The sequence below is a fragment of the Veillonella sp. genome (genome assembly GCF_018381775.1).
Classification (GTDB): Bacteria; Bacillota; Negativicutes; order Veillonellales; family Veillonellaceae; genus Veillonella.
Genome location: NZ_JAGZRH010000006.1, coordinates 113,126 through 135,114, shown reverse-complemented (window position 1 = coordinate 135,114; position 21,989 = coordinate 113,126). Strand labels below are relative to the sequence as shown.

Sequence of the window (21,989 nt, the reverse complement as noted above, 5' to 3'; positions counted from 1 at the left end):
TGAATTATGGTTGGTTTTGACTTTGTCAAAACCCGCACTCTGGCATATGTTCAATCATATGATTGATTACCTATCATTGTTCAGTTTTCAAAGATCTGTACCAGTTTCCACTACCTTCTTTCGAAGTGTTTCATCAACTGGCGACTTGATTATTCTATCAAGTCCAGCTCATTACGTCAAGTACTTTTCAAAACTTTTTTCATAAGTTTTTTTGTGCTCATCGTTTGTGCTGTATCCTAACGACTTGTATAAGTATAGCACAAATAAAATAATCGTCAACATATAAAAGCCTTGATTTTACAACTTCATTTTAAATTCACTACACCTCATCATAAGCATGCCTTAATTCCTTATTTATTCAGGTTTTAAATTGTATAACATCTTTTTTTCCAATTACTTTAGTTCATTTTATTTTTAACTAACTTCCTCTAATTACTACTAAAAACTAAAAAAATCCTTATAGAATACTGTCAAAAGTATTCTATAAGGATTTTGGTTGTATCTAAATCTGCAAAGGTAAGCTTTCACAAATTAAATCCCCATATAACTACATTTCTAATGGAGTGTATTTTTTAATCCATACATGATATAGACCGAGCGCAACTACCATAATTAAAGCAGTAATAATATAAAGGTATTGATATTCTAATGTACTTGATAAAAAAGAACCTCTCTAGATTGCATTCTAGAGAGGTTCAATACTTTCACCATTAGTATAGTAAAAGCAGTTCATATATTATTGTTGATTAATATATTATTGTTGATTGCGGATATCGTTTTTGTTGCGACTCTTCCACATAACCCATAAAGATGTAGCTACACAGATAGAGGAGTACGCACCACTAGCAAAACCGATAATCATACAAAGAGCAAAGTTCTTTGTAGTGTCCCCACCGAACAGATAAAGAGATACACAGGCGAACATAACTGTAGCCAATGTATAAAAACTACGGTGAATACTTTGTGTAATAGATGCATTCGCAAGATCTGCAAATGTATCAGAACGTTTATGTGTATGTGTATTTTCACGAACACGGTCAAAGATAACTACAGATTCATTCATGGAGTAACCTACAACTGTAAGAATAGCAGCCAAGAAAGACGCATCAATTTCCAATTGGAAATAAGAGAATACACCAAGCACCATGATTAAATCGTGGAAAATAGCAACAAGAGCAGAAATAGCAACTTTATATTCAAAGCGATAAGAAATATACAATGCTAATGCTGCGAATGCTATAACAAGATTTAACAACGCATGTTCTGTAACCTCAGAACCAATTACAGCACCTACAGTTTCAATACGTTTAACTGTATTGTTCCCAATAGATTTAGTCAGAGACTCTACAACAGCGGCACTTTCACTAGACTCGAGATTACGTGTACGAATCATTACGTCTTCGCCCGCTGTTTCACCAGTAGTATCACCAGAAAGCTGAATTTGTGCATTTTCAAGATTATATTCTTTCAAAACGTCACGAACTTGACTAACCTCTACAGGTTGATCAAATACAACTTCAACAATTGTACCACCAGTATAATCAATACCAAAGTTAAAGCCTTTAGTAAAGATAGAAATCAAACTGATAATAACAAGTGTGGAGGAAATAGCAAACCACCAACGATGATGTTTAATTACGTCTAATGTCATTTGCGTTTACCTCCTTTCAAAGATTTTGGTGCAAATGCGTCAGCACTTGTGCTTGGAGAGATATTCGCACCAAACCAGAATGGATGGTTCGTAAAGTTACAATCAATAAGTAAGCGCAACAAGAAATGACTCACTGTAATCGCTGTAAACATACTTACAACAACACCTACGCCTAAGCTGATAGCGAAGCCTTTTACCGGACCAGAACCTAAGATTGTCAAGATACCAGCCGTAATAATAACGGATACGTTCGCATCTGTAATTGTTGCTAAAGCACGACTAAAACCAGCTTCCATTGCTACACGCATGGATTTACCAGAGAATACCTCTTCCTTAAATCGTTCAAAAATAAGGATATTAGCATCTACAGCAACACCCATAGATAAGATAATACCAGCAATACCTGGCAATGTCATTGTGGCATTAAAGCCTTTACCTAATACAAGTAATAAGAGCATTACATATACAAGTAATGCGATATTAGCTACGATACCAGAAAAGCGATATAAAATAACCAAGAAAATCATGATCATTGCAATACCAGCACTGAAGGCTACAACAGATTTATCCTTGGAGTCTTGACCTAAAGAAGGACCTACTGTACGAACTTCCAATACATTAATTTTAACAGGCAATGCACCGGAACGTAATAAAATAGCTAAGTCTTTAGCTTCTTCTAAGCTTTGACTACCAGAAATTGTGGCTTTACCACCTGTAATTGCTTGTTGCACTACTGGATTAGTCAATTCTTTACCATCCAATGTAATGGCAATGCGACGGCCAATATTTTTAGATGTTAAGTCCGCAAATTTCTTAGCCCCTTCATCGCTTAATTCAATAGCAACGAGTGGTTGTTTATTTTGACCTAACTCTTCTTTCGCATCTTTTAAATCATCACCAGTCATAACAGTTTGACCTTGGTCATTTTTAAATTCCAAAACTGCTGTTTTACCGATACGTTTAATCGCTTCATCAGGATCTTTTACACCTGGCAATTCGATGATAATACGACGAGCACCTTCACGTTGTACCAATGGTTCAGATAAACCCATTTCATTAATACGACGCTCTAAGATTTGCTTCGCCCGTTCCACTGCATCATTGTCAGCTTGACCAGTTGCAGAATCCTCTGCTTCCAATACGATATGCGTACCACCTTGTAAGTCTAGGCCTTGTTTTAAAGAACCTGCTAAAGGTTGAATGAAATACGCAAACAATCCAATGATGGCAGCAATGACTACTAAAAACTTGATAATAGCTTTACCGTTCAAAATAGTTGCTCCCTTCTACTACTATACGCAATGTATAACGCCTTGCTCCGTTACAATCTTGTTCATCCGCTGGTCCAATCCATCCATAGGGATTGGTTCATTCCAAATTTGGACACTCCAACATATGCCCATATATGTACTTGGTGAAAGTTTCTTGAGAAATCGATCATAATACCCATTCCCCATCCCCATGCGACCGCCTTGGCGGTCAAAGCCAGCACCAGGCACTAAAATCAAATCCAAGTCATGTGGATTAATAACCTCGTATGGCTCAGAGGGAATGCGTATATTTAACACACCCCGAGTGATAGATTCTAGAGACTTAAGACGAACCGCAATCATGGTTGTCTTATCGGTACATACTGGAACATATACGGATTTACCATGTTCTAAAGCATGACGAATCACATCGTCTAAATTGGCCTCCTTGGGCATCGCCAAATAAGCCATAATGGTATTAGCTGATTTATATTCAGAACTATTGATGATTTGCTCCGTCAATATAGGTGTCCATGTATTACAATCAGCAACGGATAAAGCAGCGCGCTGGGACTTGCACGCCCGGCGCACTGCTTCCTTTGTATTCATTATTTTTCTTCCTTGTTTTTCTTGGAAAGTACGTTAGCAATTGCAGAACGCGCAAATGTTAACTCCACTTTTTCAGATACTTGAACCTTTACTTTTTCATCATCAAGTTCAACGATTTCACCATAAATACCGCCAATTGTAACGATTTTTTGGCCCTTTTTCAAGCTACCTAACAAGTTAGCCCGTTCTTTTTGTTGTTTCTTTTGTGGACGCCACAATAAGAAATAAAAGATTACAACCATTAATAGAATTGGCCAGCTCGTTTGCAACACTTGTAAAATATCTTCCATGTTATCCTCCTATACAATAAATATGTATTCTTTTCTAGTATAGCCACCTAATATAAATTTGACTAGACTTAATTACTACTTTTTAAAGCTATCCCAAAATTGCATTCTAAATTGAGGGAATCGATCTTCCAAGATAGCTTGTCGCATTTGACGCATAAACTCAAGTAAGAAGTAGAGATTATGGTATGTTACGAGACGCAATGCTAAAATTTCTTCCGCCTTATACAAGTGACGAATATAAGCACGGGAATAATTTTTACATGTATAGCACTGACAGCCTTCTTCTAAAGGCCCCCAATCATGAGCAAACTGCGCATTTCGAATGTTAAGGCGCCCCTTCCAAGTCATAGCCATCCCATTTCGAGCAACACGTGTTGGATATACGCAGTCAAACATATCAATACCACGTGCCACACCTTCCACAAGACAATCCGCTGTACCAACGCCCATCAAGTAACGAGCCTTGTTAGTTGGCAACAATGGTGTAGTATATTCCAAAATCTCGTTCATTAAATCATGAGGTTCCCCAACGGATAAGCCGCCGATACTATAGCCTTCAAAGTCCATAGCGACTAACTCTTCCGCACTTTGTTTACGCAAGTCTTTATACATGCCGCCTTGAACAATGCCAAACATACCTTGACGGTCATGAGCCTTACGAGCCTCTTGGCAACGATGAGCCCAACGGGTCGTACGAGCTGTAGAACGCTTCGCATAGTCATGATCTGCTGGATATGGAATACATTCATCAAAGGCCATCGCAATATCAGAACCTAATTGCTCTTGTACCTTTGTGGCAACTTCTGGAGATAAAAACTGTTTAGAACCATCAATATGTGATCTAAAAGTTACACCTTCTTCAGTAATCTTACGCATGTCGCCTAAGCTAAATACTTGAAACCCACCGCTATCAGTTAAAATAGCTTGATCCCAATTCATAAACTTATGCAATCCACCCGCTTCTTCCACAAGCTCAGGACCAGGACGAAGGAATAAATGGTACGTATTACTCAAGATGACTTGAGAACCCATAGCCTTTAATTCTTCAGGTGTCATTGTTTTAACAGTTGCCTGTGTACCTACAGGCATAAACATAGGCGTTTGGAAGGTACCATGTGGCGTATGCAATAAACCTGCACGTGCCCCCGTATGAGGACATGTCTTTTGTAATTCATAAGTAATACTTGGCATAGTCCCTCCTAACGAATAAACATAGCGTCGCCAAAGCTAAAGAAGCGATAACGTTCTCGAACAGCTTCTTCGTAGGCTGCTAAACAATGTTCACGACCGGCTAATGCACTGATCAACATTAACAATGTAGATTGAGGCAAATGGAAATTCGTTACCAATGCATCAATCATCTTAAATTTATAACCAGGATAGATAAAGATTTGAGTCCATCCACTAATACCTTGTAGTATACCGTCATCATTCGTAGCAGACTCGAGTGTACGTACAGATGTAGTACCCACCGCAATAATACGGCGTCCGTTTCTCTTAGCTGTATTAATACGGTCAGCGGTTTCTTGAGATACAACGAAGAACTCACTATGCATCTCATGATCTTCAATCGTCTCTGCCGATACAGGTCTAAAAGTACCAAGACCAACATGCAAGGTAACAAACTCGAGCTCAACACCTTTCGCTTTTATCTTTTCTAATAATTCAGGCGTAAAGTGAAGCCCTGCCGTTGGTGCTGCAGCGGAACCCTTTTCCTTTGCATATACAGTTTGATAACGATCTTTATCTTTTAACTTCTCATGAATGTATGGAGGCAATGGCATTTCACCAATTTCTTGTATCACATCATCAAATACACTATTGCAAGTGAATTCAATGATACGACCGCCAAACTCCGTTTTATCTATAACGGTCCCACTTAATCGGTCATCAAATTCGATAACTTGACCAATAGGACACTTTTTACCAGGTTTAACAAGGCATTCCCACCGGTTTTCACCGCATGGAGTGAGGAGCAATACCTCTACCTTGCCACCAGAACCTTGCCGTTGACCATATAATCTCGCAGGAATAACCTTTGTATTATTAAATACAAGCACATCCCCTTCATGAAGTTCATCTAGCAAATCGTAAAAATGCTCTTTATGTGCAATCTCACCGGTAACCTTATCCAAGGTTAAAAGTCTTGCAGTATCGCGAGGTTCTACAGGATGTTGAGCAATTAGTTCCTCTGGCAATTCATAATCAAAATCTGTAACTTTCATCGTAATCCTTATTAGTACATTTTCTTTAATGTAATGCCACTATAGTAGTGACGCAAAATAGTTTGGTAATAATTTGTATCCCCTGGGGTAGCACGTTTCGCCATCTCTGCAGCACCCCATTGAGACATACCAAGACCATGTCCCCAACCGTGGCCTTTAATATAGACAGTATCATTATTGCCCGTAAAGTTATGATATGCCTTACCCGTGTCTTTAGCAGGGTTATGATTTACATAAAAATCAAATAGTGTAGATTTTAAACCTAAAATACTACGCAAGGAATCGCCATCTACCGTCGTTTTCCCAGAGGTGCCTATGAAAGTAGCACTTTTGATACGACCAGACACGCCTCGGTCAGATGTTTGTTGACCAGGCTTGCCAAGAGGAGTCAATTGAATGCTCTTCAATTTACCCACACCTTTACTTGCTGCATTGAGCTTACTTTCAAGAGCCTGGCGAGAAGTTGTAACAGTCCAATTTGATGTAGATGTGCCAGTACTAAAATCCTTTACACCTTTCAAATATGGTACATCACTGCCCCACACATTAACACTATCCTCAGTATAGCCACCACCATCAGAATGGAATAAGGCATTAATAGGGCGTTGATTATATAGCATAACCATACCCTTTGTCTTATTGACCGCATTAGTAGTAGCCTGGGTTTCACCACTAACTCCATTATAGACTTGATGATCTGTGGACGTACTCACATCATACAATTTCCCTTTGTTTTCTTCCATTGTATGAAGCGCATAAGTGCGAGCTGCTACAGCTTGTGCTTCTAATGCTGCTGCAGGCCAAGACGGAACGACTTCCTGTGGAACTACGCCATAAAGATAGTCTTCAAGAGGTACAGAGTTGATGACCATCATTTTACCATTATTAGCACGTAATGTAAGTCCACCGCGATAACCTTTACCTTCAAACAAGAATGGCGCATCACTATTAGCTGGTTTTAAGGTAACTACACTATCAATGGCCTTGCCATTAACAACAATTTTACCACCTCGAATGCCAACAGAGGTACCATGATTTGCGCTAATTGTACTAACCTGACCATTATTACTATTTAACACAACCATATTGGCAGTAGATGTCACCTTAGCATCGGAGCTACGGCTCCCTAATAGAACACGTACATTTGGTACATGCTCTATGCGCTCCGTAGCAGGCGTTACTACAGAACCCACCTTATTGCGCGTAATAACTGCCGTATTAGCTTGAATGCTATTTGCATTAGATGTTTTTACAACCTTAGATGCAGTAGACTTAACACCAGTAGATGTAGTTTTTGCTACAGGTTTTGGAGCTACTGTTTTCTGAGCTTTCGTTGTAGCACTAGATGCTGCAGGTTTAGCAGCTGGCTTCGACGACACTTTTGACACAGGCTTTGGAGCCGGTTTAGTTACAAGTGGTCGAAAAGTTGACTTCTTAGTCGAATTTACTTTCGATACATTTATTGTAGATACTGTTGATTTCGGCATTGGCTTTTTAGTTACTACTGTACTTTTATGTTGCAATGTTGCCCCTTGAGCAACAGAAGCACCGCCAATATTTACACCTAAAAACAACGTTGCCATTATCATCAATTGTAATCGTTTCGTTTTCATTTTTATTTCCCTGTCTGTGAAATACCTAAATGCTCATAAGCAAGTTTAGTGGCCACCCTCCCACGTGGTGTGCGTCCTAAAAATCCTAATTGCATCAAATATGGTTCATACACATCTTCGATGGTATCTCTCTCTTCGCTGATAGCCGCCGCAATAGTATCGATACCTACTGGACCGCCATCATACTTTTCAATAATACACTCCAACACACGTCGATCGATTCGATCAAGTCCTTCTTTATCTATATATAAACGTTGTAACGCATCATCTGCAATGTCTTGAGTGATAACCCCATCACCAATAACTTGTGCAAAATCACGTACCCGTTTAAGTAGACGATTTGCGATTCGCGGCGTCCCCCTTGAACGACGCGCAATTTCGCTAGCCCCAGTTGGCTCAATACCAATATTGAGTATTTCTGCGGCCCGAGTCACAATAAACTCTAATTCCGGTTGTTTATAATATTCCAACCGGTTAATAATACCAAAGCGGTCCCTTAAAGGTGCCGCCAAAGCCCCGGCCCGTGTAGTGGCACCTACCAAAGTAAACTTTGGCAAATCGATGCGTACCGTTCGAGCGCTTGGGCCCTTACCGATGATGATATCGATAGCATAGTCCTCCATTGCAGAGTACAATACTTCCTCTACACTACGAGACAAGCGATGAATTTCATCGATAAATAGTACATCGTGGTCATCTAAATTTGTTAAGATGGCAGCCAAGTCACCAGACTTTTCAATGGCAGGCCCAGAGGTTATGCGAAAATTAACACCCAATTCATTCGCAATAATCCCTGCCAAAGTAGTCTTCCCAAGACCTGGTGGACCATAGAGCAATACGTGATCTAAGGCTTCACCACGTTGCTTAGCCGCCTGAATATACACATTTAGATTACCTTTAGCCTCTTCTTGACCTACATACTCATTAAAGAACTTTGGTCGTAGACTATATTGCCACATATCTTCTTCGTGCTCGCCATTTCCGACAAGGCGTACTTCTTCGTTCATCCTTATCGTCCTTTCCCAAGCTCAATCAAGCTGACTTTAATCAACTCAGATACATCGCGCTTACCATCATCTAAAGACTCTACAATGTCAGCCACATCTCGTTCTGAATAGCCTAGCGACACAAGAGCCTCAATGGCCTCTCCGGCAGCACCACTAGCAGCAACGCCAATAGGCTGTATAGCTGCTGGAGATTCTGCAGATATATGCGTCATCTTCGCTAACTTATCCTTTAATTCAAGAACAAGTCGCTCTGCAGATTTCTTCCCAATGCCAGGTAATTTTGTTAATTGCTGTATTTGGCCATTAATAACAGCTAATTTGAAAGCCTCCGGCGTCATACCAGACAAAATGCCAAGTCCCACCTTAGGCCCTATACCGGAAACAGAAATGAGTAAAATGAACAACTCATACTCCTCTTCCGTCCAAAAGCCATAGAGCTGCATTGCATCTTCCCGCACATTCAAATACGTAAATAGCGTTGCCTCATGACCTTCAATCAATTGTTGACGCGTAGTGGTCGGCACATAAACGCGATACCCTACGCCATGTACATCTACGTAACAAGACTCTTTAAAGAGATGTGTTACGATGCCCCGTACATACCCTATCATTATACCAACCTCTTCAATCTATCATTGTGAGAACTATGGGCCGTACAGATGGCAACAGCTAATGCATCTGCCGTATCATCGGGCTTAATTTTCTCACGAATCCCCAAAATATTCATGGTCATATAAATAACCTGATTCTTATCAGCCTTACCGTATCCTGTAACAGCTTGCTTGATTTGTAGCGGTGTATATTCATAAATAGGAATACGCTGTTGTTCAGCTGCTAACAAGATAACTCCACGTGCTTGCCCAACCTTAATCGCCGTCGTTACATTGCGATTGAAGAACAATTCCTCTACGCCGAACTTATCCGGTTTAAATTCCTCTAGAATATCACTTAGATCATTAAATAAAATTTCTAACCGTTGTGAATCAGTTAATTCCTTAGGAGTTGTAATAGCCCCATAGGCTACTGGCGTTAATTTGCTGCCCTTCACGTCAATAATGCCATATCCACATATAGCCGTGCCTGGGTCAATACCTATTATTCGCATCTCAACCCCCTAGTTTAAAAATGAGATAAGCTGTCGCCTACCTCCATTACATAATCTATTTTATTATAGCACAATACCACATCGAAGTTCATGAATTTCAATATAAAATTTATAAGAAATCTATTAGTATTCTTAACATTTACAAAAACTCTAAATTTCATGAATCAATAAAAAAGGAGCACCCCTCAGAGTACTCCTTAATATTATTCTTCTTCGTCGTCTGGCAAAATACCGTTATGATATACATTTTGTACATCATCAAGATCATCCAATACGTCTAGCATTTTTTGCATTTTTACAGCATCATCACCAGTCAATTCAATTGTAGTATCTGGAATCATTGTGATTTTCGCTACTTCTGTTTCAATGCCCGCATCAGCAAGAGCTGCTTCTACCGCATCATAATCTTCAGGAGTAGTATAAATTTCAAATACATCGTCTTCGGACTTAAGGTCTTCTGCGCCCGCTTCAAGAGCTAACATAGTCAATTCATCTTCGTCATGACCTTCTTTATCGATAACGAATACGCCTTTAGATTTAAACATCCAGCCTACACAACCGCTTTCACCAAGGTTACCACCTTGTTTAGAGAATGCATGGCGCACATCTGCTGCTGCACGGTTACGATTATCCGTCATAACTTCTACAGTAACAGCCACACCTGCTGGACCATAACCTTCATATACGATTTCTTCGTATGCGTTCATATCCGTAGCACCAACGCCTTTATCGATGGCACGTTGGATATTATCCTTAGGAATGTTATTTTCACGCGCTTTTTGCAAAGCCAATTTCAAACGCATATTACCTGTTGGGTCTGCACCACCCATGCGTGCTGCAACAGTAATTTCACGACCGATTTTTGTAGCCAATTTAGCTTTTAATGCATCGGTTTTACCTTTTTTATGTTTAATATTTGCCCATTTTGAATGTCCTGACATAGACGCCTCCTATTTATTCCACCATGCTTCGCCCCGCAATCGATCAAGAATGATTGATACAGCACTACGCACAGATAAATGATTGTATTCACCATGGCCATATATAGGTTCTAAAATATAGTCAAAGCTTTCCATCGTTTCTTTTGTCATACCATAACCGGTACCAAATAATACTAACACAGGGCGACCTTCATTTTCAAGGTGTTCACGCATCCGTGCATAGGAAATTGTATTATCATAAGTTCTAGCATCGGTAGTTGCTACGATAGGTTTTACCCCTTCCAGTTTCTCGATAGTACGCACCGCAACAGCGATAGAATTAACGAGTTCAACGCCTGTGAAAGCATCTTTTCTGTCCGGATTATAGGTACTACCAAAGCCAGATTTCCAATGCTCCATAATGGTAGCTGCTAATTCTCGTTGAGCCGGTATATTATGAATCACAAAATATTTAGATACATCATAGGTAATAGACGCCCGTGCAATATCGTGAATATCATAATTGGTAATGGCCGTCGTAATGACCTCTTTATGCTTGTTCATAATCGGATAATGAACAAGTCCAATATACAAATTAGCCAATGCCTTATATCTCCTATAACCTAACAACAAATAGAAACTATAGTAATACTAGCCTAATAACTTTATGCTCCTAACCCTATAATTTATGTACCGTTAATCATTCTACATAGTTTTTAATCAATAACTAAAGGTAAAAAATAGGCTTCTGTGCCAGCAATTTCTTCAGGAGAGAAACGGGCTCCCACAGCAGAGGCTTGGTCGCCAAGCATAAAACAAGACAGTGTCAAGCATCCTTCTTTTGTACCACTATCTACAGTATGAATAAAACGTTTTTGCTTAATAAAATCTTGGTACATAACCTTTTTACTATCACGACAAACAATGTCATCATAATTATCTACAAACTTTTCCATAAAGACCTTTGCTTGATCGCCATGTTTTTCTACGACTTGTATATTGCGTCCCTCCCGACCCCAGATTTCCTTTTGAATATAAAGGCCTTCATCGAGGTTAGGAAAATCACTTTCAAAATAGGACGGAGTCAAATAACGTTCAATAATATCTCGCTCAGGACCTGTAAAAAATTGATTAGTTAAGTATAAGGCATACACCAAGGACATAAATGACTTATTTTGCAAAATGATCGCTTCTGGAGGATTAAATAAATTAAATCGCCCCTCATTATATAAATCTAAGAACATTTCACCTAACGGTTCTCCCGTTGATGTCGTCTCATCGATTAACAATTCCATCGGATGCAAACGATACAGGTTTGATGCATGACTGCCATCAGGAAGTAGAATCCCTTCATCATCAATTACCATGTCATAAAATGATAAAAATCGTACATCCGCTTCAGGACAAGCTGTTTTCATCGTATTCATTAAAAACTTAGTTGTTCCTAAATCTTCTAAATAATCATGAAAGCAAGCAAACACAAATGGATTAGCTACACTACTTTTTACCGTAGTATATTTACTATTATCCCGAGAGGTACGTTCATAAACACGTTTCAAAAAACGTTCTAGCTCGTCCCTAGCCCCTGCATTAGGATGCGCTTTATCAAAATAACGGGCGCCTACCTCATTAGCATAATAGCTTTCAATCAAAAAACAGGGGGTATCCGCATTAATTTCTACCATGCGCAATCGCCCCTGTGTATCGAGAACAAAATCAAAGCGCGATAGCCACGTTGGTAGGCCTAACGGATTTCCTCGGTGAAGATAAGGAATCAGATTTTCCGGCATATCCATATTGAGGGCAAACTCATCAGGTGCCTGCTGAAAGACCTTAGTAGCCTTATAAAATATTTGGAATAACATACGAGATGCATGTCGTATTTCATCGTAAAACTCAGCAGGAAAAGATTGTACTGAAAGCGTTGGATATCGATCATCATATCCTTCATACTCTACAAAAGGTAGTATGCCCCGATCTAACTCATCAATATAGGATAGCATAGTATCGCCTCCCATCACGAGCCACCAGACCGTGAACCAGCACTACCAAAGCCCGACTTTTGACCTATAGAAGAGGCTTTTTGACTTCTTCGCTTCTCATAGTCTTGATAAGTACGACGCCCCAAAGAAGTACGCACATTTGAACCTGATGCTGTATAAACAGAAGGCTCCTCATACGGTTTTAATGGAGCCGCTACGCGATAGGTCATGGTCCGTCCATCCATATGTGCTGTAGGTGGATTAAAGCCATGGAAAATATAATAACCTGCTGCAATGCTAGGCAAAAGCCCGGCCAAACCAGCATCCCATACTAAATTCCCAGTAGTATCACGGTGAAATGTAACAGACCGATTATCATCATATAAAGCTGTTTCTTTACCATCGCCATGATTTAATAAAGAATAGCGATTTCCTTGATTATCCTTTAATCGAACTTCCCCATCATTTGCTTCCGGGTAGATTTTATCACATACGGCATAAGCGATGTCATTCCAGTATGAATACACACCAACGAGGCCCGCCACAGCGGCAAAGGCACTCGTTATGTATATGGTTTTCTTACTTGGCTTATACATAGGACACTCCCTTAGTGCACAGCACCACTAACAACGAGAGCAAGGCCTACAAAGATACCAAATACGAGAATACCCGCAGCTGTATTACCACGCATAATCTCTTCAGATAAATTATATTTACGATGCCATAAATTAATAAACATATAGCCTGTTACAAACAATACAATCCCTAAAATAGCATATACGATACTTGCTACTACACCGTGCAATAAAGATGTATCTGCTGTAGTAACTACTGGAGACATAATAACAGCACGCAATATTTCACCAATACCGATAAAGGAACCTGCAGATAGCCATGCTACAGCACAATTACCACGTTTAATTTCTTCACTAAATTTACCAGGTACAAAGAAATCAATAACAGTGTTCGCAGTTAACATTAAGAAAATTCCAAAACAAGCATAAAAAATCGTCAATAATACATCAGGAATAAAAATCATGATAAACCTCCTACTATTGTCCCTTTATATTCATAGTCAACGGTTAAACATATAAGCCTTGTCGGCTTCATTAAGATTGTCTACCTTAAGGAATTTATCGCGTCCCCCGCTATCTTTATAGCGAACCATATAGGCATAGGAATCAAGTACATGTGTCTTTCGCATTGTACTATTAATGAGCTCCTGTTCCTCTGGCGTCAACTTTCCTGGTTCACATACCTTAACGCGGGTTTGGCCATCTACGTTAGTAATAATATAGGCAGACTTAGCATCATAGAATACAATGACTTCACGACCTTCTTGTAAGCTCTCGCCTTCATTTTTAATATCTCCGTCCAAAGCTTCGATTAAATCTAAGGCTGTACTCACAGGATCTAAACTAGAAGTATATACATACTCATTATCTGAATCCGCCTTAGTATAATAGACGGATGTATCATGCATATGCTCCTTTGCAGTATAAGGGAAGCCAAAGGTACCTCGTATACCATGCCAAGAAAGGTCAGAATCCCAACTAACAAGGCACGTTAAAAATAATGCGCCGCATCCAAGAGCTATGGCAATTCCTTCTAATCGTTTTTTCAAACGTTCTTTACGTTTCTTTTTACGAATAGCGTCTGCTGCCGCATCATTACAGAGACGAATATTCACCAAAGGGACTCGCGCCCCTTCGGCAAACATTTTCTCCCCTTTGAACCAGTTTTCTTCAAAGAATACGCTAGCGCCCCCTTCACAGGGCAATTGATATTCCTTATACCCAGCTCGATCACCTACGGACGCACCACTATCACCATCTACATCTACCACCTTTTCCAAACCGATTTGATGTAATGTAAAACCTTTCGGTGCACGCTTACGATAGGATGTTCTAGATACAGTACACCATTCATTATCATTGTACTCAATGGTAACCCATATTTTATCAATTCCTTCGACAGCCTCTAGGCCATATTCATGCCAATAATCACCAGGAGACTTTTGCATAGACGGCTTAGCCTTATAGGCTTGTTCCTGATCAGCTTTTGGAATAATCTCATTATATTTAATTTTTTCTGTTATTACATAACGGCTGCCCTGAACCTCAAGGACATCGTAACAATTAAACTCCATAAACAACCTCGTTAGAGTAGCAATAACCAATATATGTGTCTATACTACTCCCTCTCCTAAACGGGATTTAATGAAATTAAGCTTTAAAATAACCTACACGTTCATGAATCGTTTCATTTTCAATAATAGAAATACCATATTGTTGCCCTATAGTAGCTGTTACAAGCACCTTAGCAACATCAGTAGTTTTTACAGGCTCTTGACTCATTAATATATGTGCTTTATTGATGACCCCAAATACAGCACAGCTAATACGCTCTACCAATTTAGGTTCTTCTCGAATCAATGTAGCTGGACGAGCAATAACAATCGCTTCAAAAGGCAACTCTAAAATAACCTCTTCTAATTGTCCTTTCATGGACATATAGAAGAATGGAGATTTTGGATTTGCGCCCAAAGAGGATACTAAACCATATTTTTTCACACCATTTTGAGCTGCAATGCGCGCCATTTCATACTGATACGTATAATCTACGGTCCATTGTGCTTCTTTAGAGCCCGCTTGTTTACGGTTTGTACCCATAGCAGAGAATAAAATATCCCCTGTCACTAAGTGTGCCCATTCACGAGGTTCATCAAAATTAACAATATGAACTGTTACCTTTGGAGATGTATATGTTACTGGACGACGTACAAATACATGAATGTCTTGAATCTCATGATTATCAATTAACGTGTCTACAATATGACTACCGACTGCACCAGTGGCGCCTAATACTAACGCTTTCATTCTTCACCTTTAAGTCTTACAGACTCTTCCTCAACTATCTCTTTTAAAAGCTTAATCTCTTCTTTTGTTAATGGACGTTCCAATAAATCTGGACGTAACAACCGAGTTCTTTTAAGTGCTTCTTTTTGACGCCAAGTAGCAATATTTTTATGATGACCACTTCTCAATACATCTGGTACAGTCCAGCCTCTAAATTCAGGGGGCTTTGTATATTGAGGGCATTCTAACAGAGGTTCATAAAAAGAATCCTCCTGTGCCCCACTCGCCGCGCCTAGTACGCCGGGGATCATGCGCGCTACTGCATCGGCTACAACCATAGCTGGCAACTCGCCACCAGTTAATACATAATCACCAATAGAAATCGTTTCATCTACTAAATGTTCTTCTACACGGTAGTCAACACCTTCATAATGGCCACAAATGAGGACTATTTGATCGTACATAGCTAGTTCACGAGCCTTCTCCTGTGTGAAAGGCTGGCCTGTAGGTCCCATGAAAATAATTCGACGTCGTATACTTTCACTGGGATTACCAATAAGACTCATTTCATCACACATCTCATCGGTAGTATAGGTACTGTTAAGAGTATTGTCATATTGAGCAATAACAGATTCCACCGCTTCAAAAATGGGAGGTGCCATCATGAGCATACCAGCCCCACCACCATAAGGCGTATCATCAACTTGACCATGTTTATTGTGACTAAAATCTCGAGGGTTAGTTACACCCATAGACAATCGTTCCGCTTCGATAGCCCGTTTTATGATGGAATGACTAAAAAAGGCATCAAAAAACTCAGGAAATAAAGATACGATATCGATACGCATAGACCGTCCCCTACACTTATTAACTCACATAAACTCATTAGCATTATCTATATATAGCTATATTATATAACTTTTACCATAATATACCTATATGTAGATAAAATAAAACCGCCTAAAGGATTATATCCATTCAGGCGGATCTACGATCATTAATTTATTTTCCACATCGATGTCTTTAACGACCTCTTCAATGGCTGCAAATAATTGATCTGGTTCCCCATCTTTGGAAACCACATAAACATCATTAGCACCAGGTTGCAATACATCAGTCACTGTGCCAAGCACATTCCCCTTTGTATCTTGTACTTCAAGACCAATGATATCAAAGATGTAGTAGCGACCTTCTGGTAATTCTACCAAATCTTCACGACGTACTTGAATCTCTTTCTTAGCGAATAATTCAGCCGCGTTGCGACCAGGGATTTCCTTAAAGGATGCTAGTACAAATTGTTTATGAAATCGTGCGGATGCAACGTGGTATTCTTTACCATCGATGTAACAGGCATCCATATGCATGAACCGTTCTGGAAAATCGGTTCTAGGCATAATACGAAGATCACCCCGCACGCCGTGCGGGGCGATGATAACACCTATTGTGATGAAATCGTTATGCTTCATTATTGACGAAACGCAACGATTTTACCGTCTTCTAATAGGATTTCAGCGCCCATCATGGCATCCAAATCATCCCCGATTTTAACGGTAACTGTTTGCTCTAATGTGCCTTGAGGAATTTCAGTTCCCAAAGACAATTCTTGAGCATCTTTCAATTTAGCTGTTACTTCTTCTTTGAAAGCCAAGCGTTTATTTTTCTCTTCGTCGATTTGTTGACGAATCGCAGTAAGACTTGTAGCATCAACTTTAGCCGCATCAGCCAAAATACGTTGAGCTTGGAACTCAATTGCTTCCAAATCTTTATTCACCATATCAAGGCGAGTTTCAAGATCGGATACAATTTTCGCTTTCAAGTCTTCTGTTACTTTTGCTTTTACTGCTACAGGGACACGTAATGTCATTTCTTCCATTGGAATACTCCCTTTTAGACAATATCGACAGATATCTTTTTGTTCTCTTTAATAGCCGCCGCTTTCACCACAGCGCGAATCGCTTTCGCAATTCGTCCTTGCTTTCCGATGACTTTGCCCATATCCTCTGGGGCTACGTGAAGTTCGTAAACCTCCATATTCCCCTTTTGGACCATGGTAACAGATACGGCATCAGGCTGCTTCACTAATGATTTCGCAATTAATGAAATTAATTCTATCATCACAGTATGCCTCTCTATTAATTACTTTTTAGCGTCAGCAAATTTTTGCATAACGCCTTGTTTTTTGAACAAGGAGCGAACAGTGTCAGTAGGCTGAGCACCTTTAGCTAACCAAGCCAAAGCTTTTTCTTCGTCTACATTAACGATAGCTGGTTGTTTAGTAGCATCATATTGACCAATAGTGTCAACAGGACGACCTTCACGTGGAGCACGTGAGTCAGCAACAACGATACGGTAGAAAGGAGCTTTTTTAGCACCTAAACGAGTCAAACGAATTTTTAACATATGAAATTCACCTCCTTATACTGATATAGGTGGACAGGTTCAGCGCCCCTGCCCATGTATTACATAAACGGTAATTTAGGCATTCCTGGGAAGCCGCCCTTACCGCCACGTAAACCTTGCATGCGCTTCATCATCTTCCGCGCTTCTTCAAATTGTTTCAACAAGCGATTAACGTCTTGCACTTGCGTACCAGACCCCATTGCAATACGCTTGCGGCGAGAACCATTAAGAATATTTGGATTTTCTCGCTCTGCTGCCGTCATGGATGTAATGATGGCCTCGATGCGGCGCACCTCTTTACTATTCAAATCAAGGTCTTTTAATTGATCCTTAATTTGACCCATACCTGGCAACATACCAATAATATTTTGTAATGGCCCTAACTTTCTCACTTGATTCATCTGTTTCAAGAAGTCATCCAAGGTGAAATTGTTTTTCGCCATTTTCTTAGCCATTTCACGAGCTTCTTCTTCGTCGATAGCGCCTTGAACATTTTCGATCAATGTTTTGAAATCGCCCAAATCGAGAATACGAGAAGCCATACGGTCTGGATAGAATACATCGAAACCATCCATTTTTTCGCTCACACCAGTGAACTTGATTGGCAAACCTGTTACAGCTTTGATGGATAACGCCGCACCACCGCGCGCATCACCATCGAGTTTAGTAAGGATAACACCATCAACGCCTAATTTTTCATTAAATGTTTGTGCTGTTGTTACCGCATCTTGACCAATCATGGAGTCTACAACGAGTAAAATTTCATGAGGTCGAACAGCTGCTTTGATGTTGGCTAACTCGTCCATGAGAACTTCGTCAATAGCCAAGCGACCAGCTGTATCGATGATAACAACATCTTTCAACATATGCGTGCTTTGCTCTACGGCGCGGCGCGCAATGTCTACTGGATTAGCGCCAGGTGTTTCATCAGCAAATACAGGAATGTCGATTTGCTTACCTACAACTTGCAATTGAGTAATCGCAGCTGGACGATATACGTCGGCAGCTACGAGCATTGGATGTTTACCTTGTTTGCGAAGGTATACTGCCAATTTACCAGCTGTTGTAGTCTTACCAGCACCTTGTAAACCAACAAGCATAATAATTGTTGGTGGCTTGCTGGAAATCATGATGCGACTTTGTGTACCACCCAATAAGGCTGTCAACTCATCATTTACGATTTTAATAACCGTTTGTGCTGGATTTAAAGAACCGAATACCTCTTCACCGAGGGCCTTTTCCTTAATGGACTTCACAAAGTCCTTCGCAACCATAAAGTTAACGTCCGCTTCTAATAGTGCTGTACGTACTTGACGCAACGCAAGATTGACATCATCTTCTGTAATTTTGCCTTTCCCTTTCAAGGATTGAAAGGCTTCTTGCAGTTTTTCTGACAAGCTATCAAATGCCATAATATCCCTCCATTTGCGCCAATACTTTTTGTACCTTGGTTTCAGCTAACACCTCTTCAGGCAAGTTCTCTTTCAACTGTGAAAGCAAACCTTCACGTTGTTCATATTGTTCTACCAAGTGCAATTTTGATTCGTAATCGTTTAAAATGTGTCGAGCACGCTGTAAGTTATCGTATACAGCCTGTCGTGATACGCCTAATTCCTCAGCAATCTCACCAAGGGACATATCATCTTCGTGATGAAGTTGTAAGGACATCCGTTGCTTGTCCGTCAATAGTGGCCCATAGAAATCCAAGAGCAAACTTATAAGTACTCGTTCTTCCATTTCGCCACCTCCATCACTGTCAAGTCATATTACTTTACATATGGTACAGTATAAAAAAAGATGTGTCAAGTAGAAATACTTAACACACAATTATAGTCTTGTACTCAACTACTTTTATGTTCTAAGATAATTACTTTAATGATAATAAATTTTATTTTTTACTTTTATATCTATAATAAAGTGCTATAATATAGATATCTAATATTTTCAATATAAAGACAGGAGGTATTTTATGAATACCAAACAATATGACCTTATCGTCCTAGGTTTCGGCAAAGCCGGTAAAACATTAGCTGCTAAATTTGGCTCTATGGGTAAATCTGTAGCTATGATTGAAGAAAACCCACTTATGTATGGTGGCACATGTATTAATATTGCATGTATCCCAACTAAAACGATGATTGTAGCCGCATCAAAAGGCTTATCTTACGATCAAGTATTAAACCAACGCGAAGTAGTTACCTCTCGTTTACGCAACAAAAACTTCGGTATGTTAGATACCAATGAACATGTCGATGTATATACTGGACATGGTGAATTCATTAGTAATAAAGAAATCGCCGTTACAGCTGGGGAAGATAAAATCATCTTATGTGGTGAAACAATTATTATTAACACTGGTGCTGTAGCGATTAAGCCTAACATTGATGGCATCGACACAGCAACAAGCTTCTATAATAGCACAGAAATTCAACAATTATCGCCTCAACCAAGTACACTAGGCGTTATCGGTGCTGGTCCTATCGGCCTTGAATTTGCTAGCTTATACGCTAAACTAGGTACAAAGGTAACAGTATTTAATATTGAATCTGGTATTTTAAAACGGGAGGAGCCGATCGTACAAGAATTAGCTAACGAATACTTGACTGAGCAAGGTATTACTATTCTTAACGATGTAACATTAAACTCTGTATCTAATGATGGCAACAAACCTGTTATTACTGCAAATGGACAAAACTATACGTTTGATGCTGTTTTATATGCTACAGGTCGCAAACCAAATACAGCTAACATCGGTTTAGAAAATACTGATATTACCACTAACGAACGCGGCGCTATCGTAGTGAATGATACGTGTGAAAGCTCCGTTCCTGGCGTATATGCAGTAGGCGATGTAAACGGTGGTCCTCAATTTACCTACATTTCTCTCGATGACTTCCGCATTGTATTTGGTGCACTTACAGGAAATAGTCAATACACATTAAAAGATCGCAAAAATATTCCTTATACAACATTCTTAACACCTCCACTCGCTCGTGTAGGTCTTACAGAAGAAGATGCTATCAACAAAGGATATACAGTTAAAACTAAAGAAATGCTCGTAGCTACCATGCCAAGAGCTCATGTAAATGACTATTTAAAAGGTGCTTTTAAAATCGTTGTAGATGCAGAAAACAATTTAATTCTCGGTGCTACACTTTATTCTCAAGGTGCTGAAGAGTTGATTAACCTCATTAAAATGGCTATGGATAACAACATTCCATATACATATTTCAAAAATCAAATCTTCACACATCCTACAATGGCAGAAAATTTAAATGATCTCTGTAATTTCTAGGTAAGAATAGTAACTACATAATCTAATATAATAAATAAAAGAGTCTCCCATAACTGGAATAGATAAGTTACGGGAGACTCTTTTATTTATGCCTAATGATCAATTTTGGATTATTAGTTAATATATTTAGTTCTTTGTAAATAATCTACGAACTACAGATTGCAATTTAGGTGTCAATACGATAGCCACCACAATACCTGCAGCACTGGTAATCAAGGAGTATTGAATTTTGCTAGCTGCAACAGCGGCACTTTCAAGAACAAACCACCATGCTAAGAAATAGCCAAATGCAGTCCAAATTGTACCAATAATAAGAGCAATCAAAATACGTGTAAAGGATGCTGTCGGCTTTGTAATGGATGGTGGCAAGTAACCTGCTGTCATACCACCTACAATAAGGCCTGCAATACCTTTAATAAAGAAAGAGAATACAATGTATTGCGTATGTCCACCAAAGAGGTCAAATAATGCGGAACCAATAGCCGCACCTAAACCACCATATAAACCGCCAAAAAGAATGGATGATGTAAATAATGCGGCAGATCCTAAGTGAACCATGGCCCCACCCGGTATTTCGATGCGAATCGTTGTTGCTACTGCACATAAGGCAGCAATAAATCCGATATATACAATATCGCGCGTCTTTAATTTCATAATCTAGCTCCTCTCTTTTAGCTGAATAACTATATTTAGTATAACAAATCTCACTCTGTCTAAAAACACTAATTTCATAGGATTTAAATATATAGCCAGATTTAAAATAAAGCACCTATACCATAGTATA

26 protein-coding genes are annotated in these 21,989 nt (G+C 39.5%); 1 reads left to right on the top strand and 25 read right to left on the bottom strand.

Annotated features, from left to right (window positions below; translation table 11 throughout):
- Positions 1 to 754 precede the first annotated feature (754 nt).
- The 24 genes from secF to ylxM form a co-directional block, all read right to left on the bottom strand.
- Positions 755 to 1,651 carry a protein translocase subunit SecF gene (secF, locus tag KH109_RS05435; RefSeq protein WP_257847342.1) on the bottom strand — a complete coding sequence of 299 codons (897 nt, stop codon included), beginning with the start codon at positions 1,649 to 1,651 and terminating at the stop codon, positions 755 to 757.
- Positions 1,648 to 2,922: a protein translocase subunit SecD gene (gene secD / locus KH109_RS05430; protein WP_105086237.1), complete on the bottom strand. Its 1,275-nt coding sequence runs from the start codon at positions 2,920 to 2,922 to the stop codon at positions 1,648 to 1,650. Before secD ends, secF begins: the two co-directional genes overlap by 4 nt.
- Positions 2,923 to 2,943: 21 nt before the next feature.
- Entirely contained in the window at positions 2,944 to 3,510 is a 567-nt protein-coding gene (locus tag KH109_RS05425) for a 5-formyltetrahydrofolate cyclo-ligase (RefSeq protein WP_295216541.1), read from the bottom strand.
- Positions 3,510 to 3,800 carry a preprotein translocase subunit YajC gene (gene yajC, locus KH109_RS05420; protein WP_005387358.1) on the bottom strand — a complete coding sequence of 97 codons (291 nt, stop codon included), beginning with the start codon at positions 3,798 to 3,800 and terminating at the stop codon, positions 3,510 to 3,512. Before yajC ends, KH109_RS05425 begins: the two co-directional genes overlap by 1 nt.
- A gap of 75 nt (positions 3,801 to 3,875) precedes the next feature.
- The gene (tgt, locus tag KH109_RS05415) at positions 3,876 to 4,991 is read right to left on the bottom strand and encodes a tRNA guanosine(34) transglycosylase Tgt (protein WP_105086235.1); all 1,116 of its coding nucleotides are present in this window, start codon (positions 4,989 to 4,991) and stop codon (positions 3,876 to 3,878) included.
- Positions 4,992 to 4,999: 8 nt separating this feature from the next.
- Entirely contained in the window at positions 5,000 to 6,025 is a 1,026-nt protein-coding gene (gene queA, locus KH109_RS05410; protein ID WP_295216538.1) for a tRNA preQ1(34) S-adenosylmethionine ribosyltransferase-isomerase QueA, read from the bottom strand.
- 11 nt (positions 6,026 to 6,036) lie between these two features.
- Positions 6,037 to 7,638: a SpoIID/LytB domain-containing protein gene (locus tag KH109_RS05405; RefSeq protein ID WP_105086233.1), complete on the bottom strand. Its 1,602-nt coding sequence runs from the start codon at positions 7,636 to 7,638 to the stop codon at positions 6,037 to 6,039.
- Between the two features lie 2 nt (positions 7,639 to 7,640).
- On the bottom strand, positions 7,641 to 8,645 hold the full coding sequence (gene ruvB, locus KH109_RS05400) for a Holliday junction branch migration DNA helicase RuvB (protein WP_178885285.1): 1,005 nt from the start codon (positions 8,643 to 8,645) through the stop codon (positions 7,641 to 7,643).
- 2 nt (positions 8,646 to 8,647) lie between these two features.
- Entirely contained in the window at positions 8,648 to 9,256 is a 609-nt protein-coding gene (ruvA, locus tag KH109_RS05395; RefSeq protein WP_287536263.1) for a Holliday junction branch migration protein RuvA, read from the bottom strand.
- Positions 9,256 to 9,750, bottom strand: a complete 495-nt coding sequence (ruvC, locus tag KH109_RS05390; RefSeq protein ID WP_005387349.1) for a crossover junction endodeoxyribonuclease RuvC — start codon at positions 9,748 to 9,750, stop codon at positions 9,256 to 9,258. The genes ruvA and ruvC overlap by 1 nt, the downstream gene beginning before the upstream one ends.
- Before the next feature lie 203 nt (positions 9,751 to 9,953).
- Positions 9,954 to 10,691 carry a YebC/PmpR family DNA-binding transcriptional regulator gene (locus KH109_RS05385; RefSeq protein ID WP_005387348.1) on the bottom strand — a complete coding sequence of 246 codons (738 nt, stop codon included), beginning with the start codon at positions 10,689 to 10,691 and terminating at the stop codon, positions 9,954 to 9,956.
- A gap of 9 nt (positions 10,692 to 10,700) precedes the next feature.
- Positions 10,701 to 11,273, bottom strand: coding sequence for an RNA methyltransferase (locus KH109_RS05380; RefSeq protein WP_295216531.1), 573 nt, complete (start codon positions 11,271 to 11,273; stop codon positions 10,701 to 10,703).
- Between the two features lie 113 nt (positions 11,274 to 11,386).
- Complete coding sequence (locus KH109_RS05375) at positions 11,387 to 12,673, bottom strand: glutathionylspermidine synthase family protein (protein WP_295216529.1); 1,287 nt, start codon at positions 12,671 to 12,673, stop codon at positions 11,387 to 11,389.
- A gap of 14 nt (positions 12,674 to 12,687) precedes the next feature.
- Positions 12,688 to 13,248: a hypothetical protein gene (locus KH109_RS05370; protein WP_295216527.1), complete on the bottom strand. Its 561-nt coding sequence runs from the start codon at positions 13,246 to 13,248 to the stop codon at positions 12,688 to 12,690.
- A gap of 11 nt (positions 13,249 to 13,259) precedes the next feature.
- Positions 13,260 to 13,691, bottom strand: coding sequence for a DUF350 domain-containing protein (locus KH109_RS05365; protein ID WP_295216525.1), 432 nt, complete (start codon positions 13,689 to 13,691; stop codon positions 13,260 to 13,262).
- Between the two features lie 36 nt (positions 13,692 to 13,727).
- Entirely contained in the window at positions 13,728 to 14,801 is a 1,074-nt protein-coding gene (locus KH109_RS05360) for a hypothetical protein (protein WP_295216524.1), read from the bottom strand.
- Between the two features lie 76 nt (positions 14,802 to 14,877).
- A complete protein-coding gene (locus KH109_RS05355; protein WP_295216522.1) occupies positions 14,878 to 15,531 on the bottom strand; it encodes an NAD(P)H-binding protein in 654 nt (217 codons plus the stop codon).
- Entirely contained in the window at positions 15,528 to 16,358 is an 831-nt protein-coding gene (gene trmD, locus KH109_RS05350) for a tRNA (guanosine(37)-N1)-methyltransferase TrmD (RefSeq protein WP_227283386.1), read from the bottom strand. Before trmD ends, KH109_RS05355 begins: the two co-directional genes overlap by 4 nt.
- Positions 16,359 to 16,478: 120 nt before the next feature.
- Positions 16,479 to 16,976, bottom strand: a complete 498-nt coding sequence (gene rimM / locus KH109_RS05345; RefSeq protein WP_295216520.1) for a ribosome maturation factor RimM — start codon at positions 16,974 to 16,976, stop codon at positions 16,479 to 16,481.
- Complete coding sequence (locus tag KH109_RS05340) at positions 16,976 to 17,383, bottom strand: YlqD family protein (protein WP_060924913.1); 408 nt, start codon at positions 17,381 to 17,383, stop codon at positions 16,976 to 16,978. The genes rimM and KH109_RS05340 overlap by 1 nt, the downstream gene beginning before the upstream one ends.
- A 14-nt stretch (positions 17,384 to 17,397) precedes the next feature.
- The gene (locus KH109_RS05335) at positions 17,398 to 17,625 is read right to left on the bottom strand and encodes a KH domain-containing protein (protein WP_009352618.1); all 228 of its coding nucleotides are present in this window, start codon (positions 17,623 to 17,625) and stop codon (positions 17,398 to 17,400) included.
- Positions 17,626 to 17,646: 21 nt separating this feature from the next.
- Positions 17,647 to 17,910 carry a 30S ribosomal protein S16 gene (gene rpsP / locus KH109_RS05330; RefSeq protein ID WP_005377914.1) on the bottom strand — a complete coding sequence of 88 codons (264 nt, stop codon included), beginning with the start codon at positions 17,908 to 17,910 and terminating at the stop codon, positions 17,647 to 17,649.
- A 59-nt stretch (positions 17,911 to 17,969) separates the two neighbouring features.
- A complete protein-coding gene (ffh, locus tag KH109_RS05325) occupies positions 17,970 to 19,322 on the bottom strand; it encodes a signal recognition particle protein (protein WP_295216518.1) in 1,353 nt (450 codons plus the stop codon).
- A complete protein-coding gene (ylxM, locus tag KH109_RS05320; protein ID WP_295216516.1) occupies positions 19,312 to 19,647 on the bottom strand; it encodes a YlxM family DNA-binding protein in 336 nt (111 codons plus the stop codon). Before ylxM ends, ffh begins: the two co-directional genes overlap by 11 nt.
- 232 nt (positions 19,648 to 19,879) lie before the next feature.
- Here ylxM and KH109_RS05315 point away from each other — a divergent pair, with 232 nt between their 5' ends.
- Complete coding sequence (locus tag KH109_RS05315) at positions 19,880 to 21,205, top strand: FAD-containing oxidoreductase (protein WP_295216514.1); 1,326 nt, start codon at positions 19,880 to 19,882, stop codon at positions 21,203 to 21,205.
- 126 nt (positions 21,206 to 21,331) lie between these two features.
- Here the strand turns inward: KH109_RS05315 and KH109_RS05310 are convergent, their stop codons facing one another.
- Positions 21,332 to 21,859: an ECF transporter S component gene (locus KH109_RS05310; protein ID WP_213467066.1), complete on the bottom strand. Its 528-nt coding sequence runs from the start codon at positions 21,857 to 21,859 to the stop codon at positions 21,332 to 21,334.
- Positions 21,860 to 21,989: the final 130 nt, after the last annotated feature.